Consider the following 26,817-nt stretch of genomic DNA (forward strand, 5'->3'; position numbering starts at 1 on the left):
AAATGAAAGCTGGTGTGATTGAAGCACCAGCTTTTTTTAAAAGAAAGAATAAAGTTTTTTATTGAATTTTTAGCCCATCGGATTTTCTGTGTCTCCTCCCTGCGATAAATCAAAATATATAGTTTTCTTTATCTCAGTCAAGACTGAAATTCATTCGCCGATGAGCAAGGCGCATCTACTTTTTTAAATGCATTACCATTTTATCCGCCGCTTGGTCCGCCTTGGCCGCCGCCTTGTGTGCTTTGGGTCTTTCCTTGTTCTTCGCTAGGTTTTTTTGCCGATTTTGAAATGGCATCCTCCAGCTTTGTTTTAAACAACGGACTGTCAACAGTTTCAAGAATCGAGCTCTGGAGATATTGTCGATAATCTTTGCTTTTTAATAAACTGGCCATCGTTTTCTGATAGTCAGGGTCCTTAAGAATATCCAGCATCATTTTTTGGTAATCAGGATCCTTCATTAGCTTCTTCAAAAGCGCTTCATTTTCTGTCTTCATTCCTTTGGCCATGGCCTCGCTGAATTTAGGGTCGTTGAATGCCTTTTTCCAAAATTCAGTGCCTTTTTCGGATGTTAATGTATTTTTAATGGTATCAGTAACAACTGCTTGATCCATAATCAATTCCTGTTTCAATTGACTGTCAGTCATTATATCCTTAATGGCTTTTTTTCCATCATCTGTTTTAAGAATATCGACCATCATTTTTTTTGTCTGGTCATAATCCATTGGCTGGCCTGAGCTAGAAGCGCCGGCACAGGCTGACAATATGAAAACAAGGGTGAACAGGAGCAGTGCTGACTTTTTTTTCATATGAAAGCCTCCTCTCCTTTTGTTGCAGTGTACGTATAGTTAATATGTGAGGAATGCAGGGCTAATATGCATCTGTTAAGGAAGTTCTAGATTTTTCAATACATGGTTGGTACAATTAAAGTGTGAATAGTAAAAAGAGTCAAATTCTTTAAGTGGTGGATTAATTACATAGACAAAATGGAGGAGCCTATTTTGACTAGCCGAAACTTAGTGAAATTCTTTTTAACTACGTTGGTGATGGGTGGACTTACAACGGGGGTGTTGGGTTATATTTTGCGCTGGCACGAATTTGCGCCTTATATTGCCCAAGGGAAAATTTTATCTGCTGTGTTATCCTTTGTATGGCTGGTTGGTGTCGGGTTCATTTTCAGTCTGATTAGCCAGGTAGGGTATTTTGCCTATTTAACGATTCATCAATTTGGATTAGGCATCTCCCGTTCCCTTGCTCTTTGGAATGCCATTCAGATTGTCTTTATTCTTTTTGCGTTATTTGACCTGGTGTACTTTCGATTTGAGTACTTCGGTCATGCTCAAGCAGCCATTTCCTCTTATTTGATTTTGCCTGCTTTCATTGTTGCGGCTGGTTTGATTGTCTCTACGCTGAAATATAAGCAGTCCAAGAATCATACATTTATTCCTGCCCTTTTTTTTATGATTGTTTTTACTATAGTTGAACTGGTACCTGTGCTAAGGGTTAATAAGAGCAGCTGGGTTGAGCTGATGACTTTGCCTTTATTACTTTGCAATGGGTATCAAATGCTGATACTGGCAAAATTTTTAAAGCGCTCGGAGGAAGAAAGGGCGCTGTCAAAATTACGTTATTCCGTTAAACAATCCGGTGAAAACCCTGTTCATAAGTAATCTTTAAAAGCCATTGCATTCTCAATGGCTTTTTATGTTTAGGGTTGGTTGTTTTAGCATTGACTATAAGTTTTCGTATCTTGCTTGTTGATTTCCGCTGAAGGCACTCGCTTTCCGTGGGCGGTAGCGGAGCCTCATCGTCGAAAGCTCCCAAGGGGTCTCCCCTAATCTTATGTAATTTAGTGTGCAAGCTTTAACCCTTTGTATCCTAGAATAAATTAAACAAATACAAAAATTTACTAAAAGAGCCTTTCGAAAAGAGCGTTAGGGTTTAACACCATGCAGAAAAAGAAATGGTATAGGAAAGAGATTTCGGGGTTATACCAATCTTTAACGGAGGGGTTTTGAGATGAAGAAAATAGTTCTGATTCGCCACGGACAAAGTCTGTGGAATTTAGAGAATAAATTTACAGGATGGACGGATGTCGATCTATCGGATAATGGCCTTGAGGAGGCTAGAAAAGCAGGCAAGATTCTAGCACAAAACGGTTATTGCTTCGATCTTGCTTATACATCAGTATTAAAAAGATCCATTCGAACATTATGGCTTGTTTTGCATGAAATGGACTTGATGTGGATCCCGGTATTTAAGTGCTGGAAACTGAATGAAAGGCATTATGGAGCTCTTCAGGGACTCAACAAGCAGGAAACGATAGAGAAATATGGAGAAGAGCAGGTTCATTTATGGAGAAGGTCTGTTGATGTAAGGCCTCCTGCACTCACCCCTGATGACGAACGATATGAAGCGGATGATCCTAAATACAAAAGCCTGAAAAAAGGAGAATTCCCGCTGACTGAAAACCTTTCAGACACTGAAAAAAGGGTTGTCTCCTATTGGCATGAAAAAATTGCACCTGCTATACTGCAAGGTCAAAAGGTGATTATCTCGGCCCATGGCAATACGCTTCGGGCCTTAATAAAGTATCTGGACCAAATACCAGGAGACGGGATAGCCAGTTTAAATATTCCTACAGGTACACCGCTTGTTTATGAACTAAATGACAATCTTGTGCCTATAAGACATTACTATTTAGGGATAGAAGGACCAATCCCGCAAGAAAATATACCAAGGCACATCATTCATTCGCCAAAATAAAAGAGAAGTGCTTGTTTCCTGCACTTCCCTCTTTAAAAATTTCCTCATTGTATAAGAGTCGTCTTAACTTTGCCATTTGCAATCATATCAGTTACATTAATAAACCTTCCTTTACTCCGTAAATCATTAATAATTGCCGGCAGCGCTTTTTTTGTTTGTTTTGCCGAGTCAGAGGCATGGAATAAGATAATATCGCCATTATTAGCTTTTGATGCGTTTTTAACAATTTGTTTTACACCCGGATTTGTCCAGTCCTCCGAATTAATGCTCCAATGTACAACGGTATAACCTAACTGCTCAGCTACTTTCAGGGTTTTGCTATCAAAGTGTCCGGTTGGAGAGCGGAGTAGTTTAGCCGTTTTAATATTCATTTTTTTGAAAACCTCTTGTGCTTTTAAAACATCCTGTCTAATTTTAGATTGATCAAGCTCGGTGTAATCCTCATATGCATAACCCAAATTTCCGATTTCATATCCTTGCTTTGCAATTCTCTCTACAATTTCAGGATGTCTTTCCGCCCAGGCACCTGAAAGAAAGAATGTTGCTGACTTTACTCCTTCCTTCTCGAGGGTATTTAATATAGGTCCTGCTTTCTCATCCCCCCATCCTATATTAAATGTAAGAGCGATTCCCTTTTCTCCTTTGAAGACAGCCTTAGGTCCATCTTGTGAGGAAAATACAGGTGTTTGTGCAGTGGTTTCCGAGTAAAAAAAGATGGCTGTGAATAATGAAATGACCACTACCATGAGGTATTGTTTTAGTTTACGCCCATTCAATATCATAAAGAAATTCATATAAATCCCCCTATAGACAAGTTCCTTCTAGTTTATGCATGTGAAATAAATAAATATGTCCAAATTATTTTAGGTTTATAATTTGGCGTTTATTGGAAACAACTAGTGGTACAACAAAGAAAGGGTGAAAAGGGTGCTGGGTCTTTTAATTCATGAGAGAGAAAAATTAGAAATACAATATTTGCTGAAAAGAGAGATGGATGAAATATTATATGATTTAGAAGAACCTAGAATTGATCATGTTGTGAAAAGAGCAATGAAGGAAAGGTATAAAATTCTTTTTTCTTTGTTCCAGCGAATTGCACCGCAAAATGAATGCGTCAACTATATCATCTCAAAAAATAAAAAGGAGAAAATGTAAGAATAAATTAGGCACAGGGAGAGAAAAAAGTATTGACCATGTTAAAAATTCCTGATATATTATTTTTTGTCATTTAAGCAATAGATGATTCTTATAAAAAAAATATTTGACCATATTTCAAATGAATGATAATATAAGAAAGTTGTTCCTTGAAAACTGAACGAAACAAAACGTCAACGTTAATTCTTTGTCTTTTATAGACAACAACTTTAAGAGCTATATCAACTCTTTTTTGGAGAGTTTGATCCTGGCTCAGGACGAACGCTGGCGGCGTGCCTAATACATGCAAGTCGAGCGAATCAATTGGGAGCTTGCTCCCTTTTGGTTAGCGGCGGACGGGTGAGTAACACGTGGGTAACCTGCCTGTAAGACTGGGATAACTCCGGGAAACCGGGGCTAATACCGGATAACTTCTTCCTCCGCATGGAGGAATATTGAAAGATGGCTTCGGCTATCACTTACAGATGGACCCGCGGCGCATTAGCTAGTTGGTGAGGTAACGGCTCACCAAGGCAACGATGCGTAGCCGACCTGAGAGGGTGATCGGCCACACTGGGACTGAGACACGGCCCAGACTCCTACGGGAGGCAGCAGTAGGGAATCTTCCGCAATGGACGAAAGTCTGACGGAGCAACGCCGCGTGAGTGATGAAGGTTTTCGGATCGTAAAACTCTGTTGTTAGGGAAGAACAAGTACCGTTCGAATAGGGCGGTACCTTGACGGTACCTAACCAGAAAGCCACGGCTAACTACGTGCCAGCAGCCGCGGTAATACGTAGGTGGCAAGCGTTGTCCGGAATTATTGGGCGTAAAGCGCGCGCAGGCGGTTTCTTAAGTCTGATGTGAAAGCCCACGGCTCAACCGTGGAGGGTCATTGGAAACTGGGAGACTTGAGTGCAGAAGAGGAGAGTGGAATTCCACGTGTAGCGGTGAAATGCGTAGATATGTGGAGGAACACCAGTGGCGAAGGCGACTCTCTGGTCTGTAACTGACGCTGAGGCGCGAAAGCGTGGGGAGCGAACAGGATTAGATACCCTGGTAGTCCACGCCGTAAACGATGAGTGCTAAGTGTTAGAGGGTTTCCGCCCTTTAGTGCTGCAGCTAACGCATTAAGCACTCCGCCTGGGGAGTACGGCCGCAAGGCTGAAACTCAAAGGAATTGACGGGGGCCCGCACAAGCGGTGGAGCATGTGGTTTAATTCGAAGCAACGCGAAGAACCTTACCAGGTCTTGACATCCTCTGACAACCCTAGAGATAGGGCTTTCCCCTTCGGGGGACAGAGTGACAGGTGGTGCATGGTTGTCGTCAGCTCGTGTCGTGAGATGTTGGGTTAAGTCCCGCAACGAGCGCAACCCTTGACCTTAGTTGCCAGCATTCAGTTGGGCACTCTAGGGTGACTGCCGGTGACAAACCGGAGGAAGGTGGGGATGACGTCAAATCATCATGCCCCTTATGACCTGGGCTACACACGTGCTACAATGGATGGTACAAAGGGCTGCAAGACCGCGAGGTTTAGCCAATCCCATAAAACCATTCTCAGTTCGGATTGTAGGCTGCAACTCGCCTACATGAAGCCGGAATCGCTAGTAATCGCGGATCAGCATGCCGCGGTGAATACGTTCCCGGGCCTTGTACACACCGCCCGTCACACCACGAGAGTTTGTAACACCCGAAGTCGGTGAGGTAACCTTTTGGAGCCAGCCGCCGAAGGTGGGACAGATGATTGGGGTGAAGTCGTAACAAGGTAGCCGTATCGGAAGGTGCGGCTGGATCACCTCCTTTCTAAGGAAAATGAAGCTTCGCTTCATAAAAAGACGTTTCTGTTTTTGTTTAGTTTTGAGGGAACTATCTCTCAAAACCATCAAACGAATCAGCAGCAAGAAGGTCGAGGAAGCGAACGAGCGATCACCGGAACGTATGACAATACGTGAGGATGAGAGTGAGTGAAGCTGACGAAGAGATTCGAAGTTGATCATTCGTTTGAGTATTGTTCCTTGAAAACTAGATATTGAGAATAACCAAGCAAATAACCGAGAATCGCCACTTTATGGATTTTTTCCATTTTAGTAGTAAAAACCTTTTATAGGTTAAGTTAGTAAGGGCGCACGGTGGATGCCTTGGCACTAGGAGCCGATGAAGGACGGTACTAACACCGATATGCTTCGGGGAGCTGTAAGTAAGCTTTGATCCGGAGATTTCCGAATGGGGAAACCCACTGCCCGTAATGGGGTAGTATCTTTACCTGAATACATAGGGTACTGAAGGCAGACCCGGGGAACTGAAACATCTAAGTACCCGGAGGAAGAGAAAGCAATTGCGATTTCCTGAGTAGCGGCGAGCGAAACGGAATTAGCCCAAACCAAGAGGCTTGCCTCTTGGGGTTGTAGGACACTCTATACGGAGTTACAAAGGAACGAGGTAAATGAAGAGGTCTGGAAAGGCCCGTCAAAGAAGGTAACAACCCTGTAGTTGAAACTTCGTTCCCTCTTGAGTGTATCCTGAGTACGGCGGGACACGTGAAATCCCGTCGGAAGCTGGGAGGACCATCTCCCAAGGCTAAATACTCCCTAGTGACCGATAGTGAACCAGTACCGTGAGGGAAAGGTGAAAAGCACCCCGGAAGGGGAGTGAAAGAGATCCTGAAACCGTGTGCCTACAAGTAGTCAAAGCCCTATGCATTTATGCAGGGTAATGGCGTGCCTTTTGTAGAATGAACCGGCGAGTTACGATTTCATGCAAGGTTAAGCTGATAAGGCGGAGCCGCAGCGAAAGCGAGTCTGAATAGGGCGAATGAGTATGAGGTCGTAGACCCGAAACCAGGTGATCTACCCATGTCCAGGGTGAAGGTAAGGTAACACTTACTGGAGGCCCGAACCCACGCACGTTGAAAAGTGCGGGGATGAGGTGTGGGTAGCGGAGAAATTCCAATCGAACCTGGAGATAGCTGGTTCTCTCCGAAATAGCTTTAGGGCTAGCCTCAAGAGAAGAGTATTGGAGGTAGAGCACTGTTTGGACTAGGGGCCCTCATCGGGTTACCGAATTCAGACAAACTCCGAATGCCAAATACTTATTCTTGGGAGTCAGACTGTGAGTGATAAGATCCATGGTCAAAAGGGAAACAGCCCAGACCACCAGCTAAGGTCCCAAAGTATACGTTAAGTGGAAAAGGATGTGGAGTTGCTTAGACAACCAGGATGTTGGCTTAGAAGCAGCCACCATTTAAAGAGTGCGTAATAGCTCACTGGTCGAGTGACTCTGCGCCGAAAATGTACCGGGGCTAAACGTATCACCGAAGCTGTGGATTGACACCGTAGGTGTCAGTGGTAGGAGAGCGTTCTAAGGGCGTTGAAGCTAGACCGTAAGGACTGGTGGAGCGCTTAGAAGTGAGAATGCCGGTATGAGTAGCGAAAGAAGGGTGAGAATCCCTTCCACCGAATGCCTAAGGTTTCCTGAGGAAGGCTCGTCCGCTCAGGGTTAGTCGGGACCTAAGCCGAGGCCGAAAGGCGTAGGCGATGGACAACAGGTTGATATTCCTGTACCACCTCTTTTCCGTTTGAGTGATGGGGGGACGCAGGAGGATAGGGTAAGCACGGCGCTGGATTGCCGTGTCCAAGCAGTTAGGCTGATGATGAGGCAAATCCTTATCATTAAAGCGGAGCTGTGATGGCGAGGGAAATATAGTACCGAAGTTCCTGATTCCACACTGCCAAGAAAAGCCTCTAGCGAGGAAAAAGGTGCCCGTACCGCAAACCGACACAGGTAGGCGAGGAGAGAATCCTAAGGTGAGCGAGAGAACTCTCGTTAAGGAACTCGGCAAAATGACCCCGTAACTTCGGGAGAAGGGGTGCTCTGGTAGGGTGCAAGCCCGAGAGAGCCGCAGTGAATAGGCCCAGGCGACTGTTTAGCAAAAACACAGGTCTCTGCGAAGCCGCAAGGCGAAGTATAGGGGCTGACGCCTGCCCGGTGCTGGAAGGTTAAGGAGAGGGGTTAGCTAAAAGCGAAGCTCTGAACTGAAGCCCCAGTAAACGGCGGCCGTAACTATAACGGTCCTAAGGTAGCGAAATTCCTTGTCAGGTAAGTTCTGACCCGCACGAAAGGCGTAACGATCTGGGCACTGGCTCAACGAGAGACTCGGTGAAATTATAGTACCTGTGAAGATGCAGGTTACCCGCGACAGGACGGAAAGACCCCGTGGAGCTGTACTGCAGCTTGATATTGAATTTTGGTACAACTTGTACAGGATAGGTAGGCGCCTTTGAAGCCGGAGCGCCAGCTTCGGTGGAGGCGTCGGTGGGATACTACCCTGGTTGTATTGAAATTCTAACCCGCACCCCTGATCGGGGTGGGAGACAGTGTCAGGCAGGCAGTTTGACTGGGGCGGCCGCCTCCTAAAGAGTAACGGAGGCGCCCAAAGGATCCCTCAGAATGGTTGGAAATCATTCGCAGAGTGTAAAGGCACAAGGGAGCTTGACTGCGAGACCTACAAGTCGAGCAGGGACGAAAGCCGGTCTAAGTGATCCGGTGGTTCCGCATGGAAGGGCCATCGCTCAACGGATACAAGCTACCCCGGGGATAACAGGCTTATCTCCCCCAAGAGTCCACATCGACGGGGAGGTTTGGCACCTCGATGTCGGCTCATCGCATCCTGGGGCTGTAGTCGGTCCCAAGGGTTGGGCTGTTCGCCCATTAAAGCGGTACGCGAGCTGGGTTCAGAACGTCGTGAGACAGTTCGGTCCCTATCCGTCGTGGGCGTAGGAAATTTGAGAGGAGCTGTCCTTAGTACGAGAGGACCGGGCTGGACGCACCGCTGGTGTACCAGTTGTCTTGCCAAAGGCATCGCTGGGTAGCTATGTGCGGAAGGGATAAGTGCTGAAAGCATCTAAGCATGAAGCCCCCCTCAAGATGAGATTTCCCATAGCGCAAGCTAGTAAGATCCCTGAAAGATGATCAGGTTGATAGGTTCGAGGTGGAAGTGTGGTGACACATGGAGCTGACGGATACTAATCGATCGAGGACTTAACCAAATAGAAAAGCGAAAGCGACTGTTCAGTTCCGACAAGCATAAGATGGATTGCGGCGTGGTGCCTTTTGCCACAGAGCAATACAGATTATGACCTCGAGGAACTAGGAGTAGGAAGGTTTGCTTTTTAACCTTCCACTGTAGCTGGACAATATAAAAGACGATTCAACGTTTTACTTACTTCTTTATCTAGTTTTGAGGGAACAAAAACTTTTAAAAAAGTTTTTAAAAACCTCTTGAAAAAAAATGAATTTCTGGTATAATAATACTTGTCCGATAAAGAATTGCTTATGCAGAGGTTGAAGGGCAAATTGAAGATCCGGTAATTATGGCGAGAAGGTCACACCCGTTCCCATCCCGAACACGGAAGTTAAGCTTCTCAGCGCCGATGGTAGTTGGGGGCTGTCCCCCTGTGAGAGTAGGACATTGCCGGATTTGATTATTCCGCAGTAGCTCAGTGGTAGAGCTATCGGCTGTTAACCGATCGGTCGTAGGTTCGAGTCCTACCTGCGGAGCCACGCTTCCATAGCTCAGCAGGTAGAGCACTTCCATGGTAAGGAAGAGGTCATCGGTTCGAGCCCGATTGGAAGCTTACCTTTAAAAAACATCTAGATTGGCCCGTTGGTCAAGCGGTTAAGACACCGCCCTTTCACGGCGGTAACACGGGTTCGAATCCCGTACGGGTCACCATAAAAAAATATACAATAATAATGGAGGATTAGCTCAGCTGGGAGAGCACCTGCCTTACAAGCAGGGGGTCGGCGGTTCGAACCCGTCATCCTCCACCATTATTAGCCGGCCTAGCTCAATTGGTAGAGCAACTGACTTGTAATCAGTAGGTTGGGGGTTCAAGTCCTCTGGCCGGCACCAGCGTTATTCGGAGGGGTAGCGAAGTGGCTAAACGCGGCGGACTGTAAATCCGCTCCTTCGGGTTCGGCGGTTCGAATCCGTCCCCCTCCACCATTTCTTTCATATGAAACTCAACTGGACATCATAAAAATGTCTTTTTTATTTGAAACAACAACTCACCATATATTGGGCTATAGCCAAGCGGTAAGGCAACGGACTTTGACTCCGTCATTCGTTGGTTCGAATCCAGCTAGCCCAGCCATTCTTTCATTTACAATTACTGTTTGAAGATACATAGTTATGAGCCATTAGCTCAGTCGGTAGAGCACAGAGAATATACTCCATTGAATTCTCACCAGCGTACCAATCGAGCTTCATCTTGCGAAACCTCCTGAGATTGGGACGTCGTAGATGCTTACAGAGTTCGTAAAACAATCATCAAATTAGTTATCAAAATATATGAGCCATTAGCTCAGTTGGTAGAGCATCTGACTTTTAATCAGAGGGTCGAAGGTTCGAGTCCTTCATGGCTCACTTTTTTAGCTTGTTGACAAGTGCGGAAGTAGTTCAGTGGTAGAACACCACCTTGCCAAGGTGGGGGTCGCGGGTTCGAATCCCGTCTTCCGCTCCATATCTGGGGCCTTAGCTCAGCTGGGAGAGCGCCTGCTTTGCACGCAGGAGGTCAGCGGTTCGATCCCGCTAGGCTCCATACAAAAAATCTTAAGTCCATTGGACTTAAGATTTTTTGTTTTTAATTGAAGTTAAGTAACAATTTAATACGCTGCTCTCTTATCCAGCGTGGAACATACCAGGTGTAATGGTTAAATTTTGTATATAATATGAATAATTTTACTTATTTTGGAATTATATATGCTTAATTTTAAGTGTTTCATGACGGTGTGATGGTATGTTTATACGTAATTATGCACGGTTGAGTCATTTGATTTTGACGTATACAATAGAATTATAGCAGAATAGGGGGTACAATTATGAAAAGTAAAATTACTATCGTGGGAGTTCCTATGGACCTTGGGCAAAGAAATCCAGGAGTTAATATGGGGCCAAATGCTATGCGTTATGCAGGAGTTTCAGAATATTTGGAAGGCCTCGGATATAAGGTAACAGATTATAACGATATAGAAATAGGCAAGGCTGAATATTTAGAAGATCCAAAAATTAATTTACGTAATTTGAAAGCGGTTGCAGATGCAAGTGAAACTCTTGGTGAGAAAGTGGACTCCATTGTGAAAAGCGGTGAGTTTCCTCTCATTTTAGGCGGGGACCATAGTGTTGCAATTGGCTCACTTGCAGGAATAGCTAAGAACTATAAAAAACTTGGGGTAATCTGGTATGATGCACATGGTGATTTAAATACTCCGGAAACTTCACCATCTGGAAATATTCATGGTATGCCGCTTGCAGCAAGTCTTGGAATTGGACATCCAGCTTTAACCAATGTGCTGAACTATAGTCCAAAAGTAAAACCTGAAAATATCGTTATTATTGGTGCCAGAGACTTAGATGCCGGTGAAAGAGAGTTAATAAAAGCGCGGGGCATTAAAGTATATACTATGCACGAAATTGATCGGTTAGGAATGACAAGAGTAATAGAAGAAACAATAGAGTATTTAAAAGATAGGACAGATGGGGTCCACTTATCTCTGGATTTAGATGGACTTGATCCTGCTGATGCACCAGGCGTTGGAACACCGGTAATCGGCGGAATCAGTTATCGTGAAAGCCATTTAGCGATGGAAATGCTTGCTGAAGCAGATATCATTACATCTGCAGACTTTGTAGAGGTAAACCCTATTTTGGATGAAAGAAACAGGACGGCTGTTGTAGCTGTTAAATTAATGGGCTCGTTATTTGGTGAGAAACTGCTTTAAAAACGAAAAGCGGAAGCGCCTTGCTCATCGGCGTACGGATTTCATAGTCATCGACTGAGATAAAGGAAACACAGAGAGGCCGTTCACGAGCTGATGTTGACTTATCGTAGGGAGGAGACGTAGAAATCCGCTAGCCGATAGGCGCTGGAGCTAGACAAAACCCCTCTAAAATAAACGATGTCCATTCGATTGGAAAAATTCATCTTCAATCGAATGGACATTATTATTTTAAAATTATATATTTTAATGTTTTTCAACAATGGTTAATGTGTGATATGTATGGATCAGTCTGTCAAGATCATCACTGATCTTCACTACGCGTTCATCAATAAAAGAGGAGGTTAATGCAAGTTGAATCATTGCATGACGTCTTTCTTCTATTCTTTGCATTAGCTCTTTCTTCGTAGACAGCATCTTTATCCCTCTTTCCAATAAAATTAGCTTCTTAAATACCTCAAATCAATCAACTATTTTTCCAATTATTATGTATATAACCATTTTATCAAATAATAAACCCCTAATTGCCCATTATTTGGTATTATTAAGAAGAAATTATTTTGAAACCTTTATGTTTTTCATACGTAAAAATAAATGCCGCATGAGGGCGGGGGTATAACTAAATGGAAACACTGGTTACAAAAAGAATCAAACAAGTCTTAAAAGGCGACCAGAACGCTTTTGGCGAGATTGTTGAGATATATAAAGATAAAGTTTTTCAAATCTGTTTTCGTATGTTGGGAAACCGCCACGAAGCAGAGGATATAGCACAAGAAGCATTTCTGCGCGCATATGTGAATATTTCCAGCTTTAATCAGGATAGAAATTTTTCTACATGGTTATATCGAATTGCTACAAATTTATGCATAGACCGTATTCGAAAGAAGAAACCTGATTATTATTTGGATGCTGAAGTTCCCGGAACGGAAGGCTTAGATATGTATTCACAAATTGCAGCAAGCGGTATATCCCCTGAATCAGAGGTTGAGGGAATGGAGCTCCAAGAAATCGTCCAAAAGGAGATTTCAGCCTTGCCCGAAAAATATCGTTCCGTTATTATTTTAAAGTATTTAGAGGATTTATCATTAAATGAAATTAGTGAAATACTCGATATGCCTCTTGGGACCGTTAAAACGAGAATTCACAGGGGCCGTGAAGCTTTGAGAAAGCAGCTTCGAAAATTATAGAGAGGATGAGAACAAAATTGAGCGCTTGTTCGGAAGAAATGATTCTCTATATGCACGATTATCTAAACGGAGAACTATCTAAAGACCGTGAAGAGGAATTGAAAAAGCATATTCAGTCTTGCCAAAGCTGCCAGAAGCATTTTCAGGAATTAAAGAAAACAGATGCTTTTATAAAAAGTGCTGGGATAATTTCTGCACCGGAGGGATTTACAGCTGCGGTAATGGCAAGGCTCCCGCAAGAGAAAAAGAAAATGAAGTTCCAACGCTGGCTGAGGAACCATCCAATAATGTCTGCGGCCGTTTTATTTATTGTTCTAATGGCAGGAAGCGTGTTCTCAAATTGGCATGACCAGCAGGAGTTTTCCTTTACTAAAAACCCTCATCTGCTTGTCAAAAACCATACTGTTATCGTTCCAAAGGGTGATGTAATTAAGGGTGACCTGGTTGTGAAAAATGGTAACGTACGGGTAGAGGGGAAAGTAGAGGGAGATGTGACGGTCATTAATGGGAAGCAGTATATGGCTTCTGCCCGCAATGTGTCAGGGAATATAGAGGTTATAAACCAGGTATACGATTGGATTTGGTTTAAGATAAAGGGATTTGGAAAAAGCCTCGTCCATCTATTTCAATAGGCTTTAAGCATAAATTAAACGAAATAGCATAAATTTGATGAGGGGAACACATATGGGGTTCCCTTTCGTTTTGGTTTTAAAAAATATGGTATACTATAAAAAAGCTCTATCTTTTATAGAATAGATACTAAGTAAATAGACCTTCTGCGGGCTTTTTAGTATAATCATCAAACACAGGCAAAAAGCTTCTTCTGCTAGGATTATTATGCAAGAAAAGGTCAAACCGCTAATAAAGAAAGCTTTTTAAAATAGGCTCTGATAAAGCTCAATGTTATTTTTAATCATATGATGATGAAAGCGGAAATCAACAGATAAGAGTAATAGAGCTTAAAAATAAAGCGAATTCGTGCTTTGATATAGAATAATGGAGGATGGAAAATGAGTTTGTCGGACTTTACCATCATGGATTATCTTTCAAATATCGTTGATATACTTCTTGTTTGGTTTGTTATATATAAACTAATCATGGTGATCCGGGGAACAAAGGCTGTACAGCTGTTAAAGGGCATTTTTGTCATTATCATTGTACGGTCATTAAGTGAGTTTCTTGGATTCCATACTTTAAGCTGGATGATGGAGCAAGCTCTTACTTGGGGCTTCCTGGCTATTATTATTATCTTCCAGCCAGAGCTGCGAAGGGCATTGGAGCAATTGGGAAGAGGCAGATTCTTCTCAAGGGCGAATATGCAGGAAGACAATGAACAGGCAAGAGTAATAGAAGCCATTGTCAAAGCAACAAGCTACATGGCAAAACGGAGAATCGGTGCCCTTATTTCAATCGAATTGGGAACCGGAATGAGTGATTACATAGAAACGGGTATTCCGTTAAACTCAGTTATTACTTCGGAGCTTCTGATTAATATTTTTATTCCCAATACACCCTTGCACGATGGTGCCGTTATTTTACAAAAAAACCGTGTGGCTGCTGCAGCCTGTTATCTGCCTCTTTCGGAAAGTCCTTTTATATCTAAAGAGCTTGGAACCCGACATCGGGCAGCAATGGGAATCAGTGAGGTTACGGACAGTTTAACAGTTGTGGTCTCTGAAGAAACCGGAGCTATTTCATTAACTAAAAATGGAGAGCTACACAGGGATGTTAAATTGGATGAGTTTAAAGAACTATTGGAATTAGAATTGATTCACTCTAATAAGCAAGCCTCTTCATCGAAATGGAATTGGAGGGTGAAGAAGCATGGATAAATGGATGGATAGTCCCTGGTTCATACGGGCAATTGCATTAGTCCTGGCTATTTTATTGTTTACATCTGTTAATAACGAACTTAGCGGTTCTAACCGTGATATTGGATTTGCGCAAAATAGTGATCAGGAAACGGTACAGGGCGTGCCGGTTGAAATATACTATGATACGTCCAATCTTGTTGTCTATGGGGCTCCAAAGAAAGTTGATGTTACCATTTCTGGTCCAAAGAGTATTGTTCAAAATACAAAGGCTGTCCGAGATTTCAGCGTATATCTTGATTTAAGGAACGCTAAAATCGGCACCCAGCGAGTGAAACTTAAAACAAAAGATCTTTCTACTAAATTAAATGCAAAAATTAATCCGGCTTATGTCGACGTTTCCGTTCAGGAAAAGGTTTCTGTGAACTATAAGGTCGAGCCGGAGTTTAATCAGCATCTTCTTGCAGACGGGTATGAAGCCAAAACTCCATCAGTCGATCCCCAAACGGTTACGATTACCGGCGGGAAAGATGTGATCAGCCAAATTAGTTATGTGAAAGCATCGATAGATTTGGATGGTGAGATCAACTCAAGCTTTACCCGGGATGCAGAAGTCCAGGTGCTTGATAAAAATTTAAACAAGCTTGATGTGAATGTTGAGCCTGATACAGTCCAGATAACCGTTCCCGTAGACAATCCAAGTAAAACGGTGCCTATAACTGTAAATCCGGTCGGGCAGGAAAGCTCAAATATAGCAATAAAAAGTATCACCACAACACCTAAGACCATAAAAATATACGGGAGAAGCGATGTTCTGAAAGATATAGATGCTTTACCTGTAAATGTCGATATCAGTAAAATAACCAAAAGCCAGGATATCAGTGTTCCGCTTTCGCCGCCGGATGGCGTTAACAAATTAAGCGAGGGTACTGTTACCGTACATGTAGAAACAGAAGATAAAGCGGAACACAAAACCTTTTCAAACCTGAGTATTGATACAGAAGGGCTGCCGTCAACAGATACTGTACAGTTTATAACTCCCCCTAATGGGAAAATAGACTTGACTGCCAGCGGAAAAAGCGGGGATGTGCAAAATCTTTCATCCAGTGATTTTCAGGTATTTGTAGACTTAAGCGGCTTAGATCCAGGTGATCATACAGTTAATGTGGAAGTCAAGGGACCAAATAAAGTTGATTGGAAAGTTTCAACACAAAGCGTAAAAGTCACTTTAAAAGACAATCAGCAAAGCAGCAATACTTAATTGCTTGAACCGATAGAAGAAGGAGAGAAATTTTAGATGGGTAAATATTTTGGTACAGATGGAGTCAGAGGAGTAGCTAATGCTGAATTAACGCCAGAGTTAGCATTTAAGCTTGGCAGATACGGAGGATATGTATTAACGAAGCATGCAGAGCGTCCAAAAGTTCTGATTGGCCGCGATACGAGGATTTCAGGGCATATGCTTGAAGGGGCCCTTGTTTCCGGCTTGCTGTCTATTGGTGTAGAAGTCATGAGGCTTGGTGTGATTTCGACTCCCGGTGTTGCCTTCTTAACAAAAGCTTTAGGGGCACAGGCAGGTGTCATGATTTCTGCTTCTCATAATCCGGTTGCAGATAACGGGATTAAGTTTTTCGGGTCGGACGGATATAAGCTTTCCGATGATCAGGAAGCAGAGATTGAGGAATTGCTGGAAATGGAAAATGACTCTCTGCCTAGACCAGTTGGAGAGCATCTGGGAGTAGTAAGCGACTATTTTGAAGGCGGGCAAAAGTATTTACAATTCCTAAAACAAACAGTTGATGAAGATTTCTCCGGCATCCATATTGCTTTGGATTGTGCCAATGGAGCTACCTCTTCTTTAGCTACCTATTTATTTGCCGATTTGGATGCCGATCTTTCAACAATGGGAGCATCGCCAAATGGCTTAAATATTAACGAAGGTGTGGGATCAACACATCCGAAAAGCCTGGCTGCCTTTTTAAAGGAAAAAGGTGCAGATGTAGGCTTGGCCTTTGACGGGGATGGCGACAGAATTATTGCCATTGATGAAAATGGGGAAATTGTTGATGGCGACCAAATCATGTTTATTTGTGCCAAATATTTAAAAGAAGAAGGACGCCTTAAGCAATCAACAGTTGTAGCAACAGTAATGAGCAATCTTGGTTTCCATAAGGGAATGAAGGACCTGGGAATTAAGGTTGTCGAGACAGCTGTAGGGGATCGCTATGTAGTGGAAGCTATGAAGGAGAACCAATATAATCTTGGAGGGGAACAATCCGGACACATTATTTTCCTTGACTATAATACAACGGGCGACGGCCTATTAACAGGATTACAGCTAGTCAATATTATGAAAGCTACGAAAAAACCTCTGTCTGAACTGGCTAAAGAAATGAAGAAATATCCTCAGAAGCTGGTAAATATAAGAGTGACAGATAAGCATTCTGTAACAAGCAATGAAAAAGTAAAAGCGGTAATTGAACAGGTAGAACAGGAAATGGCCGGAAACGGAAGAATACTTGTAAGACCTTCAGGTACTGAGCCTTTAGTCAGGGTAATGGCTGAGGCGCCTACAGTTGAAGCATGCAATGAGTATGTAGAAAGAATTGCTCTTGTGGTTAAAGAAGAAATGGGACTGAAGGAATAAATGGAAATCAATGCATAAGGGGAACCAATTCATCCCCTTATGCATATTTTTTATTTATAAGGCTCGAGACTCTTGCCGCCCGCGGAAAGCGAGTGCCTGCAGCAGCGGAAATCATCAATCACAGAGCCATTTATAATACAGCATACATTTAGGTAAAGAAGCCGTTTACCTAGTCACTATGAAAAAAACAATTTCCATTTCAGATTAGAAGGATAAAGGAGGTTTGACATCGTGGCGAAAAATAGTGTATGATTGTTGTGTTTTCTCATATAAAAAAGAAAGGAGATTAGAGGGTTACCAAGATTTTTTTCTAAAGCGCCAGAACTATTCATCGGACGCTGAGGTGATTAGTTGACGAGGTGGAGGACTATCGAGTATTTCGGCGGATACCTCCCGGCTGCCCACACAGTCGAAGTCTTTTTCTTAAAACATGCAGGTGACTGGATGGACAAAGGAAAAAGAAACGTGAGAGAAAACACGAAAAATTTTTGTTTGAATGAAACCAAAAACTAATTTAGAGATGAGGGGGGCAGGGGTGCCCCCGGTACTCTTGCCCCCTTTTTCAGGGAGGAAGAGAAGAACTATGTGCGGTATTGTAGGTTATATTGGAAACCAGGATTCAAAGGAAATTTTATTAAAAGGTCTGGAAAAGCTTGAGTATAGAGGATACGATTCTGCTGGGATCGCAGTGAAAAACGAAGACGGAGTTCATGTTTTTAAAGAAAAAGGACGTATTGCGGAGCTTCGCCAAATCGTTGATCAGGAAGTTGCAGCAAATATCGGGATCGGCCACACACGCTGGGCTACTCATGGAGTTCCAAGCAAGGAAAATGCCCACCCGCACCAAAGCAACTCCGGCCGTTTTACATTGGTTCATAATGGAGTCATTGAAAACTATTCACTACTTCAACAAGAATATCTTCAAGGTGTAGAGCTTAAAAGTGAAACCGATACGGAAATTATTGTTCAGCTTATTGAGAAGTTCGTACAAGAAGGCATGGATGTAGAAGGTGCTTTCCATAAAACTCTCACATTGCTGACAGGTTCCTATGCTCTTGCTCTTCTTGATGCAGAGAACAGCGACATCATTTATGTAGCAAAAAACAAAAGTCCGCTTTTAGTAGGCGTTGGTGATACGTTTAATGTTGTAGCAAGTGATGCAATGGCTATGCTCCAAGTAACAGATCAATATGTTGAGCTTATGGATAAAGAAATGGTTATCGTGACGAAAGACAATGTTACTATCAAAAATATGCAGGGTGAAATTGTTGCACGCAATCCATACACTGCCCATATTGATGCAAGTGATATTGAAAAAGGAACATACCCTCATTATATGCTTAAAGAAATTGATGAACAGCCCCTTGTTATCCGCAAGATTGTTCAGGCATACCAGGATATTAACGGTGAACTGACCGTGGATTCCGATATTGTTAATGCATTGAATGAATCAGACCGGGTTTATATTATTGCGGCCGGAACAAGCTACCATGCTGGGTTAGTAGGCAAGCAGCTAATTGAAAATATGGCTAAGGTTCCTGTTGAGGTGCATGTATCCAGTGAGTTTGGATATAATATGCCGCTTCTTTCTGAAAAACCATTGTTTGTCTTTATCTCACAAAGCGGTGAAACAGCTGACAGCCGTGCAGTTCTTGTTAAGGTGAAGGAGCTTGGCTACAAGTCCCTTACCATTACAAACGTTCCAGGATCCACTTTATCCCGTGAAGCGGATTATACTTTGCTGCTTCATGCCGGCCCTGAGATTGCGGTTGCTTCTACAAAAGCATACACTGCCCAGATTGCTGTTCTAAGCATATTGGCAAATGTGTCTGCTAAATCTCGCGGTATTGCACAAAGCCTTGACCTTGTTCACGAGCTTGGGATTGTTGCCAATGCCATTGAAGTTCTTTGCGATTCCAAAGAAGAAATGGAGAAAATTGCCCGTGAATATTTAACGGTTACGCGCAATTGTTTCTTTATCGGCCGTTCCATTGACCATTATGTTGGTCTTGAAGGAGCTTTAAAGCTGAAAGAGATTTCTTATATTCAGGCTGAAGGCTTTGCTGGAGGAGAATTAAAGCATGGAACTATTGCTTTAATTGAAGAAGGCACACCAGTCATTGCATTAGCTACTCAAGCTAACGTAAACTGGAGCATTCGCGGAAATGTTAAAGAGGTTGCTGCCCGCGGCGCTTATCCATGTATTATTTCCATGAAAGGCCTCGACACAGAGGGAGACCGTTTTGTGATCCCTGAGGTTCATGAATTATTGACACCCCTTGTCTCTGTTATTCCTTTACAGCTTATCGCGTATTATGCTGCTCTGCACCGCGATTGCGATGTTGATAAGCCGCGTAACCTTGCGAAGAGTGTAACGGTGGAATAAAATAAATATACTAAAATAATGTACGCTTTTTCCCCTTTTAGACTGTGATGTCTAAAGGGGTTATTTTATATAAAAATAACCGAAAAACTTACAATTGAACTTTGCTTTATAAAAAGGATTATAGAAAAAATGGGTTAAAATATTTATTTTTGAGAAGCATTTAATGAAAGCTTATTAGCGCTTATAATGAAAAGAGAGAAAAACAAAAGCTTAAAAAAGATAGGAAAGAAAAATGATGAATATACATGTACGTGATGCAGCCTTAAATGATTTACCTGTGATTGTGGATATATATAATTCGACAATACCAAGCCGTTTAGTCACTGCAGATATCGAGCCGGTTACAGTGGAGAGCAGGCTGGGGTGGTTTCATGAGCATTCCCCTGATAGACGGCCATTATGGGTAATAGAATGTGACGGCCTGATTACTGGTTGGGTCAGCTTTCAATCCTTTTATGGAAGGCCGGCATATGAGGCTACAGCGGAAGTGAGTATTTATTTTCACCAGAATTTCAGGGGCAAGGGAATGGGCAAATTTATGCTGGAAAAAGTGATGGATTCATGCCCGGAACTGAAAATTAAAAATCTATTAGCCTTTATTTTTGGACACAATGAACCAAGCCTTCGTTTATTTTACCGTCATGGTTTTGAGAAGTGGGGGCATCTGCCTAATGTAGCCGAGCTTGACGGTATAGAAAGAGATCTTCTGATTTTAGGCAAGAAAGTTTAATAAAAAAAGACGAATTATTTGCCCAGAGGGTGACTCAAAATGCGGTTATAAGCGGCCTTTTGAGTAGCCTCTTTTTTATTTTTGGATAGAAAGAGGAAAAAGGGAGAAGAACAATTGGTGCGAATAATAGCAAGGTGTCTCTGATATAAATTAATTTTGGCAGAAAAGAACAGGCAGGACGATCAGAACGCTGGTTATGTCTATGTACAATCCCAATTTGGATTCAACTTAAAGATTGATTAAAGCGAAAAGAAATGCTTGTAGTGGAAACCAACAAGCAAAAATAGTTGCTGTAGCCAAGGTCACTTTGATTTCATTGAACCATTTGGGACAGCCTCGTATTTAATAGAGGATAGTGGAGTGTTTTAGTGCGTTAAAGCAAAGAAGGGGTCAGACCCCTTCTTTGCTTTAACGCGAAAAAGCGCCACCCGAGTATTAGCAAAAAATTTTGTTATAGGCCTTCATTTAGTTAAAAAAATAGTTCTTCCGCAATATCCTTAAGGGAAAATTAAGAAAATCTCTCCATAATAAGCTTATCCCAAAGCAGCTTGCCAATCTGATCGGATGATGAAGAGCAGGCAAAGAAGGCTGCAGTCGAGAGAATATATGGAAGAGAGGAAAGCATAGTGAAAAATTGGGTAACAGCTATTATTATTATTGTCTTATTAGTCGGCGGGGGCTATTGGTACTTCGTTAAAGCAAAGCAGAATACACAAGCGGCTAGCACTACTATTACGCAAACCGCAGCAGTCCAAAAAGGGAATATAGATGTAACTGTCAGCGGGTCAGGTGATGTTGAATCTGCGAACAGTGAAGATGTAACATCCGGATCATCAGGCCAAGTGGACGAGATACTTGTTTCAAATAATGAAACGGTGAAGAAAGGCGAGGATCTGGTTACTTTTACAGATGGCAGCGATCCAATTACTGCACCGATATCAGGAACCATTACATCCTTAACGGCTATAAGCGGCCAGCGGTTGAATCCGGGTTCTGTTGTCGCTCATATTACAGATTACAATAATTTACAGACGACAATCAAAGTAGATGAGCTCGATATCCCTCAAGTACAAACAGGCCAAACAGCTACAATTAAGATAAATGCATATCCTGATCAATCTTTTACAGGCAAGGTTACAAGCGTGGCACAAGAAGGTAATGTCTCAAATGGTGTTTCCACTTTTGATGTGGTAGTGAGTATTTCAGATCCAAAATCCATTAAAATTGGAATGACCACAGAAGCAGATATTTTAACTGCGAGCAAGAAAAATGTTCTGTATGTACCAGTCGAAGCTGTCCATACGAATGGAAATCAAAAATTTGTTATCGTTTCGGGAGCAAATTCCAGAGGAACTCAAATGGTTAAAACGGGCGTCCATAATGACAGTAATGTTGAAATTACTAGTGGGTTAACATTAGGTGAACAGGTAATGCTTCCTTCAATAGCGAGAAGCTCTACTAATGGATCTGCAAATGGAAGCAGATTCGGAATGGGCGGCGGATTTGGCATGTACGGCGGAGGAATGGGAGGAATGCACAGCGGCGGCGGATACGGCGGAGGAAACGGCGGTGGATACGGCGGCGGATACGGTGGCGGAAACCACGGAGGTGGAAACTAACCATGGCTGAATCCATTATTTCCATTCGTAATCTTGTTAAGACCTATACCTTGGGCGGAGAGACTGTTACAGCTCTCCATCGTGTTTCTCTTGAGATCGAGCACGGTGAATTTCTTGCCATAATTGGCCCTTCAGGCTCGGGCAAATCAACTTTAATGAATATGATCGGCTGCCTTGATAAGGCGGAGTCAGGAGAATATATGCTTGAGCAGCAGAATGTCGGGAAGATGAATGATAACCAACTGGCTGCCATACGCAACCAAAAAATAGGCTTTATTTTTCAAAACTTTAATCTTTTATCAAAGCTGACGGCACTGGAAAACGTTGAATTACCACTTATTTACCAGGGGGTTGGGACAAACGAGCGCCGCAAGAGAGCACAGGAATGCCTTCAAAAAGTGGGGCTTGAGGAAAGGGCTGCCCATCTTCCTACACAGCTCTCAGGCGGTCAGCAGCAAAGGGTGGCCATTGCAAGAGCACTTGTATGCAATCCGGCAATTCTTTTAGCGGATGAGCCTACAGGTGCGTTAGATAGCAAGACCAGCAGTGAGATTATGAACGTTATGAAGGGCTTGAATGAATTAGGCCATACCATTGTTCTCATTACGCATGATTTGGATGTCGCAAAGCAGGCAAAAAGAATCGTGCAGATCAGAGATGGAAAGCTCTTCGAGTATGGAGGTGATTCAATTGAAGCTGCTTCCCTCTATTAAGCTGGCATTAAAAAATATTAGAAGCTCAAAGCTAAGAGCAGTGCTTACGATGCTGGGAATTATCATCGGAGTTTCATCCGTTATTGCTCTCGTTTCCATCGGACAGTCTTCTACACAATCTGTTGCACAGCAAATTAATAGCTTAGGTACGAATCTCTTATCTGTGAATGTAATGGATACGTCAGAAGGTCAGCTGAAAGAAAGTGATGTAGATTCATTCAAAAAATTATATGGGGTGAAGGATGCAGCACCTGCTGTTAACGGCAGAATTACTGCGGTAAATGGAAAAACCTCCACTCAGGTCAGTTTGATTGGTACTACAGAATCCTATCAAAACATCCGTGATACGAAGGTAGCAAACGGAAGGTTTTTAGCAGATATTGATAATGAATACAGAGAGAAAATCGCTGTGCTGGGTTCCGATACGGCAACGACCTTATTTGGTGCGGATAATCCGGTAGGGAAGGAAGTGCAGCTCAACGGAAACTCCTATAAGGTCGTAGGGGTTCTTGAATCAAAAGGAAGCTCGATCGGCCAAAGCGGTGACAGTGTAATCATTGTTCCCCTGTCAACGGCACAAAGGGTTCTGGGAACAACAGACATTCAATCTGTCTATGTACAGGCACAAAATGCAAATGTCCTGACATTTGTCCAAAATGAATTAGAACGTTCCTTGATGCCGTTATTTCATAATAATACAGATAGCTACAGTGTGACCAACCAGCAGGATGTATTAGATACCATGAGTTCTGTCTCGAAGACTATGACAATGCTGCTTGGAGGAATTGCAAGTATTTCGCTTTTAGTCGGCGGTATAGGAATTATGAACATCATGTTTGTCTCTGTTTCTGAAAGAACGAAGGAAATCGGAATTCGCAAAGCCATTGGAGCCAAACGCAAGGACATTCTTATGCAATTTTTAATTGAATCGATTGTTCTGAGTGGTCTTGGGGGAATAATTGGAGTAGGAGTAGGCTTTATTGCCATTAAAATATATGCGGTTATCACCAATACGAGCGTAACCTTCTCGCCTCCGTTTACATTTATTGCCTTTGGGTTTTCACTTGTGGTAGGAGTAGTTTTCGGAGTATTTCCTGCTAATAAAGCATCCAAACTTCACCCAATTCAGGCGCTAAGGTTTGAATAAAAGCAGAGAGAGAGCGGCGGCTTCTGATCAGCAGATTCCATCAGTTTTACGTCGCTGATTGGCTGCCTTTCGCTTTTCTTTAACAAAAAGTGATTGCGGGACTGCGCAATCACTTTTATTTTAGGATAAGGAAGTATAAAATTTTTATTAATAAATGAATTAATCAATGCAGTCTTTGCCTAGCTCCAGCGCCTATCGGCGTATGGATTTCTCCGTCTCCTCCGTACGATAAGTCAACATCAGCTCGTACCTCGCTGTGTTTCCTTTATCTCAGTCGGAGACTACGGAATCCGTACGCCGATAAGCAGGCGCTTGCGCTTTTGTTGTGGTATTATAGGAAAAAATGGAGGAATGAACATGAGAATCTTAATTGTAGAAGATAATGAAGCTCTTTTAGGTTCAATGTGCCAGATCCTAGAAGACGAATATGAAATAGATACAGCGACTGATGGAGAAGAGGGGCTGTTCATGGCTCTTCAAGATATTTATGATGTCATCCTTTTGGACGTTATGCTTCCGGATATGAATGGTTTTGATATTTTAAAAAAGGTTAGGGAAGAGCGGGTCGGTACACCTGTTTTATTTGTAACGGCAAAAGACTCCTTGGAAGACCGCGTAAATGGTCTTGAAATCGGGGGAGACGATTATCTGGTCAAACCCTTCCAGGCACCTGAATTGAAGGCGCGGATCCGTGCTCTTTTAAGAAGAAGCGGGAATTTAACGGTTGATCACACCATACGATATCGCGGTATAGAGCTTTTTGGAAAAGAACGTGAGATTATGATCAACGACATCCCATTAAAGCTGACTATTAAACAGTACGAGCTACTGGAATACTTGATACAAAACAGCGGAAAAATTTTAACAAGAGAACAAATATATGATCGTATTTGGGGATTTGAATCTGATACGACGGTAGGAATTGTAGAGGTTTACATCTACCATTTACGAAAGAAATTTGAGCCGTATGGGTATCACAAGGATATTCAAAACGTTCGGGGAATCGGGTATATCTTAAAAGAACCGAAGGAGTAATCTATGTTTCAAAAGACGAGATTGAAGCTCACCCTTGTTAATTCAATTGTGTTCATTTTGGTGCTTGGAATTTTGGGCAGTATTGTATATGGATACGTTCGGACCCATACGTACCACCAAGTGGACGATTCCCTGCTGCAATCGATTCAGGAGACGTCCAGGCCTGGTTTTAGAGGGCATTTGGAAAACCGTAATTTATCCCTTTTAATTTGGGACAATAAAAACAATTTAGTGAATTTTGATTCATTGCCCTATCCTGATCAGCTGCTTTTAAGCAAGTATTCCAAAAACTTTATTCCTCATAATTTAAACACGCTGGACGATGTAAAAGCGGGACCCTACCATTTTAGAACCATCACAGTCAATGCGTTATTTCAAGGGAATTCCGTTAAAGTTGAATTTATTCGTTCAATAGATGCAGAGGCAGCAATGCTTAACACGCTTCTGATTATTTTGCTGGTGGGCTGCGGAGCCGGGATTTTACTATCCGTGTTAGCCGGCTTTTTACTGGCGGATAGAGCGTTAAAGCCTATACAGAGATCATGGAATAAACAGCAGCAATTCGTATCAGATGCGTCTCATGAGCTAAGAACGCCTCTTTCTGTCATTCAAACAAGGGCAGAAATTTTAATTCAGGACCCTATGGCAACCATTCAGGATAAGCTGCCTGATATATCCGTGGTTTTAAAAGAATGCCGCCGCCTGTCCCGGCTTGTTGGCAACCTGCTTACTCTTGCAAGGTCTGATTCCAACATTATAGAGATGGACAAAAAAGAATTCTACCTAGACGAGCTGCTAAATGAAATCGCAGAGCATTTTTCTGAGGTAGCCATGTTCCAAAACAAAACCATTTCTGTTACTTCTGCTCCCCCTATCACTTTTTATGGAGATAAGGATCGCATACATCAGCTTTTAATTATCCTTCTTGATAATGCTATGAAATATACTGGAGAGAACGGTGAAATAAAGCTTTCCTGCTTTCAAACGAAACATCATATTGGATTAGAGGTAGAGGATAATGGAATTGGCATTAAGGAAGAAGATCTTTCGAAAATATTTGATCGTTTTTATCAGGTTAGCAAATCAAGAACGAAAAACGACAGCCTTGGCTTAGGGTTATCTATTGCCCAATGGATTGTGGAAAAGCATTCAGGAAAATTCAAGGTAGATAGCGAGCCGGGGAAAGGAACCAGATTCGAAATTCAGTTTTCAAAACGAAAACAAGGTGAATCAGCTATATGGAATAAAAGAAGCGGATCTTAACATAAGATCCGCTTCTTATTTTATTTGCTTATCTCGTAATCAGGAGATTTTAGTATCCAGATTCCGTTTTTTGTGATTTCTTTTTGCCTGTCCAAGAATAATTGCCATTACAAGGCCTGTACCGGTTAATAATAGCATTCCTATTCCTGCAATTAACCCAATTATGCCAGAATGCAGCTGCCTGATCGTTTGGCTAAAAGAGCCTGCTCCTCCTTGTGGACCAAAATTCCCTCTTCTAAACGACCCATTTCGGAAACCTCCCTGTCCATTGCCGGAAAATCCGCTTTGGCTGTTTTGGCTTACATTTGTATTGCCGGAATTTGATGACCCCTGCCCATTTTGAAATTGGCCTTGCATTTGAAATGCCCGTGCGCCCGTATGGCCTCCTCTGTCATTTCCGTCAAAGTACATGATAATACCAGATAACGATTCTACAAATAAAAATATGGAAGCAATAACTCCGATCCAAAAGTGGACTCTTCTTACTTTTTTCAATTTCTCAATCTCCTTTTGTTTACTTGGATCTGTTAAATATCTATGGTGATCCCTGCTCGTTCTTAGCCCATTCGTAAAACGGCCATTTTACACAAATGAGCTGAAATGTCC

The 26,817-nt window shown here is 42.5% G+C and carries 20 protein-coding genes, 10 tRNA genes and 3 rRNA genes; 29 read left to right on the forward strand and 4 right to left on the reverse strand.

Going from position 1 to position 26,817, the window contains the following annotated elements:
- Positions 1-200: 200 nt before the first annotated feature.
- On the reverse strand, positions 201-806 hold the full coding sequence (gene gerD, locus A5N88_RS16625) for a spore germination lipoprotein GerD (RefSeq protein WP_066268039.1): 606 nt from the start codon (positions 804-806) through the stop codon (positions 201-203).
- A 192-nt stretch (positions 807-998) separates the two neighbouring features.
- On the opposite strand from gerD, the gene A5N88_RS16630 reads away from it, so the two are divergent.
- Positions 999-1,667, forward strand: coding sequence for a KinB-signaling pathway activation protein (locus A5N88_RS16630; protein ID WP_066268041.1), 669 nt, complete (start codon positions 999-1,001; stop codon positions 1,665-1,667).
- Between the two features lie 349 nt (positions 1,668-2,016).
- Positions 2,017-2,763, forward strand: a complete 747-nt coding sequence (gpmA, locus tag A5N88_RS16640) for a 2,3-diphosphoglycerate-dependent phosphoglycerate mutase (protein WP_066268045.1) — start codon at positions 2,017-2,019, stop codon at positions 2,761-2,763.
- A gap of 44 nt (positions 2,764-2,807) precedes the next feature.
- On the opposite strand, the gene pdaB is transcribed toward gpmA, so the two are convergent.
- Entirely contained in the window at positions 2,808-3,557 is a 750-nt protein-coding gene (gene pdaB, locus A5N88_RS16645; protein WP_066268046.1) for a polysaccharide deacetylase family sporulation protein PdaB, read from the reverse strand.
- Positions 3,558-3,690: 133 nt separating this feature from the next.
- On the opposite strand from pdaB, the gene A5N88_RS16650 reads away from it, so the two are divergent.
- From A5N88_RS16650 to rocF, 15 genes are all read left to right on the forward strand, one after another.
- Entirely contained in the window at positions 3,691-3,918 is a 228-nt protein-coding gene (locus tag A5N88_RS16650; RefSeq protein WP_066268049.1) for a hypothetical protein, read from the forward strand.
- A gap of 229 nt (positions 3,919-4,147) precedes the next feature.
- Positions 4,148-5,700 (forward strand): 16S ribosomal RNA (locus A5N88_RS16655).
- A gap of 303 nt (positions 5,701-6,003) precedes the next feature.
- Positions 6,004-8,942: ribosomal RNA gene (locus A5N88_RS16660) — 23S ribosomal RNA — on the forward strand.
- 314 nt (positions 8,943-9,256) lie between these two features.
- Positions 9,257-9,373 (forward strand): 5S ribosomal RNA (gene rrf / locus A5N88_RS16665).
- Together the 16S, 23S and 5S rRNA genes with 10 tRNA genes alongside form the textbook arrangement of a ribosomal RNA operon.
- 8 nt (positions 9,374-9,381) lie before the next feature.
- Positions 9,382-9,456 (forward strand) — tRNA-Asn (locus A5N88_RS16670).
- Between the two features lies 1 nt (position 9,457).
- A tRNA-Thr gene (locus A5N88_RS16675) sits at positions 9,458-9,530 on the forward strand.
- Positions 9,531-9,553: 23 nt separating this feature from the next.
- Positions 9,554-9,628: transfer RNA gene (locus A5N88_RS16680), tRNA-Glu, on the forward strand.
- A 22-nt stretch (positions 9,629-9,650) separates the two neighbouring features.
- A tRNA-Val gene (locus A5N88_RS16685) sits at positions 9,651-9,726 on the forward strand.
- Between the two features lie 6 nt (positions 9,727-9,732).
- Positions 9,733-9,808: transfer RNA gene (locus A5N88_RS16690), tRNA-Thr, on the forward strand.
- A gap of 9 nt (positions 9,809-9,817) precedes the next feature.
- Positions 9,818-9,901, forward strand: a tRNA-Tyr gene (locus tag A5N88_RS16695).
- Positions 9,902-9,974: 73 nt separating this feature from the next.
- A tRNA-Gln gene (locus A5N88_RS16700) sits at positions 9,975-10,049 on the forward strand.
- A 199-nt stretch (positions 10,050-10,248) separates the two neighbouring features.
- A tRNA-Lys gene (locus A5N88_RS16705) sits at positions 10,249-10,321 on the forward strand.
- 22 nt (positions 10,322-10,343) lie between these two features.
- Positions 10,344-10,418: transfer RNA gene (locus tag A5N88_RS16710), tRNA-Gly, on the forward strand.
- A 5-nt stretch (positions 10,419-10,423) separates the two neighbouring features.
- Positions 10,424-10,496, forward strand: a tRNA-Ala gene (locus A5N88_RS16715).
- A 280-nt stretch (positions 10,497-10,776) separates the two neighbouring features.
- Entirely contained in the window at positions 10,777-11,676 is a 900-nt protein-coding gene (gene rocF, locus A5N88_RS16720) for an arginase (protein WP_066268051.1), read from the forward strand.
- A gap of 243 nt (positions 11,677-11,919) precedes the next feature.
- Here rocF and A5N88_RS24450 read toward each other — a convergent pair whose 3' ends face one another.
- A complete protein-coding gene (locus A5N88_RS24450; protein WP_083953178.1) occupies positions 11,920-12,090 on the reverse strand; it encodes an aspartyl-phosphate phosphatase Spo0E family protein in 171 nt (56 codons plus the stop codon).
- 206 nt (positions 12,091-12,296) lie between these two features.
- On the opposite strand from A5N88_RS24450, the gene sigW reads away from it, so the two are divergent.
- The 12 genes from sigW (at position 12,297) to A5N88_RS16780 (ending at position 26,211) form a co-directional block, all read left to right on the forward strand.
- Entirely contained in the window at positions 12,297-12,860 is a 564-nt protein-coding gene (gene sigW, locus A5N88_RS16725; protein ID WP_066268053.1) for an RNA polymerase sigma factor SigW, read from the forward strand.
- Between the two features lie 17 nt (positions 12,861-12,877).
- Positions 12,878-13,492, forward strand: a complete 615-nt coding sequence (locus tag A5N88_RS16730; protein ID WP_232317588.1) for an anti-sigma factor family protein — start codon at positions 12,878-12,880, stop codon at positions 13,490-13,492.
- 378 nt (positions 13,493-13,870) lie between these two features.
- The gene (gene cdaA / locus A5N88_RS16735) at positions 13,871-14,692 is read left to right on the forward strand and encodes a diadenylate cyclase CdaA (protein WP_066268056.1); all 822 of its coding nucleotides are present in this window, start codon (positions 13,871-13,873) and stop codon (positions 14,690-14,692) included.
- Positions 14,685-15,932 (forward strand): CdaR family protein, encoded by a 1,248-nt coding sequence (locus A5N88_RS16740; RefSeq protein WP_066268058.1) that lies wholly within the window; start codon positions 14,685-14,687, stop codon positions 15,930-15,932. The genes cdaA and A5N88_RS16740 overlap by 8 nt, the downstream gene beginning before the upstream one ends.
- A gap of 36 nt (positions 15,933-15,968) precedes the next feature.
- The gene (gene glmM, locus A5N88_RS16745) at positions 15,969-17,318 is read left to right on the forward strand and encodes a phosphoglucosamine mutase (RefSeq protein ID WP_066268060.1); all 1,350 of its coding nucleotides are present in this window, start codon (positions 15,969-15,971) and stop codon (positions 17,316-17,318) included.
- Positions 17,319-17,901: 583 nt separating this feature from the next.
- Positions 17,902-19,704, forward strand: a complete 1,803-nt coding sequence (gene glmS, locus A5N88_RS16750; protein WP_066268062.1) for a glutamine--fructose-6-phosphate transaminase (isomerizing) — start codon at positions 17,902-17,904, stop codon at positions 19,702-19,704.
- Positions 19,705-19,939: 235 nt separating this feature from the next.
- Positions 19,940-20,434, forward strand: a complete 495-nt coding sequence (locus tag A5N88_RS16755; RefSeq protein ID WP_066268064.1) for a GNAT family N-acetyltransferase — start codon at positions 19,940-19,942, stop codon at positions 20,432-20,434.
- A 626-nt stretch (positions 20,435-21,060) separates the two neighbouring features.
- Positions 21,061-22,053, forward strand: coding sequence for an efflux RND transporter periplasmic adaptor subunit (locus tag A5N88_RS16760; protein ID WP_066268066.1), 993 nt, complete (start codon positions 21,061-21,063; stop codon positions 22,051-22,053).
- Between the two features lie 2 nt (positions 22,054-22,055).
- Positions 22,056-22,766, forward strand: a complete 711-nt coding sequence (locus A5N88_RS16765; RefSeq protein ID WP_066268067.1) for an ABC transporter ATP-binding protein — start codon at positions 22,056-22,058, stop codon at positions 22,764-22,766.
- Entirely contained in the window at positions 22,735-23,913 is a 1,179-nt protein-coding gene (locus tag A5N88_RS16770) for an ABC transporter permease (protein ID WP_367593434.1), read from the forward strand. Before A5N88_RS16765 ends, A5N88_RS16770 begins: the two co-directional genes overlap by 32 nt.
- 357 nt (positions 23,914-24,270) lie before the next feature.
- Complete coding sequence (locus A5N88_RS16775; RefSeq protein WP_066268069.1) at positions 24,271-24,948, forward strand: response regulator transcription factor; 678 nt, start codon at positions 24,271-24,273, stop codon at positions 24,946-24,948.
- A 3-nt stretch (positions 24,949-24,951) separates the two neighbouring features.
- Positions 24,952-26,211 (forward strand): sensor histidine kinase, encoded by a 1,260-nt coding sequence (locus tag A5N88_RS16780; protein WP_066268071.1) that lies wholly within the window; start codon positions 24,952-24,954, stop codon positions 26,209-26,211.
- A gap of 39 nt (positions 26,212-26,250) precedes the next feature.
- On the opposite strand, the gene A5N88_RS16785 is transcribed toward A5N88_RS16780, so the two are convergent.
- Positions 26,251-26,706 (reverse strand): PepSY-associated TM helix domain-containing protein, encoded by a 456-nt coding sequence (locus A5N88_RS16785; RefSeq protein ID WP_066268073.1) that lies wholly within the window; start codon positions 26,704-26,706, stop codon positions 26,251-26,253.
- Between the last annotated feature and the right edge of the window lie 111 nt (positions 26,707-26,817).

The organism is Heyndrickxia acidicola (assembly GCF_001636425.1).
GTDB classification, from domain to species: Bacteria; Bacillota; Bacilli; order Bacillales; family Bacillaceae_C; genus Bacillus_AE; species Bacillus_AE acidicola.

Excerpts from the sequence above, each read along its gene's own strand:
- gerD (WP_066268039.1), bottom strand. The coding sequence starts at position 806 with ATGAAAAAAAAGTCAGCACTGCTCCTGTTCACCCTTGTTTTCATATTG.
- gpmA (WP_066268045.1), top strand. The coding sequence starts at position 2,017 with ATGAAGAAAATAGTTCTGATTCGCCACGGACAAAGTCTGTGGAATTTA.
- pdaB (WP_066268046.1), bottom strand. The coding sequence starts at position 3,557 with ATGAATTTCTTTATGATATTGAATGGGCGTAAACTAAAACAATACCTC.
- rocF (WP_066268051.1), top strand. The coding sequence starts at position 10,777 with ATGAAAAGTAAAATTACTATCGTGGGAGTTCCTATGGACCTTGGGCAA.
- A5N88_RS24450 (WP_083953178.1), bottom strand. The coding sequence starts at position 12,090 with ATGCTGTCTACGAAGAAAGAGCTAATGCAAAGAATAGAAGAAAGACGT.
- sigW (WP_066268053.1), top strand. The coding sequence starts at position 12,297 with ATGGAAACACTGGTTACAAAAAGAATCAAACAAGTCTTAAAAGGCGAC.
- cdaA (WP_066268056.1), top strand. The coding sequence starts at position 13,871 with ATGAGTTTGTCGGACTTTACCATCATGGATTATCTTTCAAATATCGTT.
- A5N88_RS16740 (WP_066268058.1), top strand. The coding sequence starts at position 14,685 with ATGGATAAATGGATGGATAGTCCCTGGTTCATACGGGCAATTGCATTA.
- glmM (WP_066268060.1), top strand. The coding sequence starts at position 15,969 with ATGGGTAAATATTTTGGTACAGATGGAGTCAGAGGAGTAGCTAATGCT.
- glmS (WP_066268062.1), top strand. The coding sequence starts at position 17,902 with ATGTGCGGTATTGTAGGTTATATTGGAAACCAGGATTCAAAGGAAATT.
- A5N88_RS16755 (WP_066268064.1), top strand. The coding sequence starts at position 19,940 with ATGAATATACATGTACGTGATGCAGCCTTAAATGATTTACCTGTGATT.
- A5N88_RS16765 (WP_066268067.1), top strand. The coding sequence starts at position 22,056 with ATGGCTGAATCCATTATTTCCATTCGTAATCTTGTTAAGACCTATACC.
- A5N88_RS16775 (WP_066268069.1), top strand. The coding sequence starts at position 24,271 with ATGAGAATCTTAATTGTAGAAGATAATGAAGCTCTTTTAGGTTCAATG.
- A5N88_RS16780 (WP_066268071.1), top strand. The coding sequence starts at position 24,952 with ATGTTTCAAAAGACGAGATTGAAGCTCACCCTTGTTAATTCAATTGTG.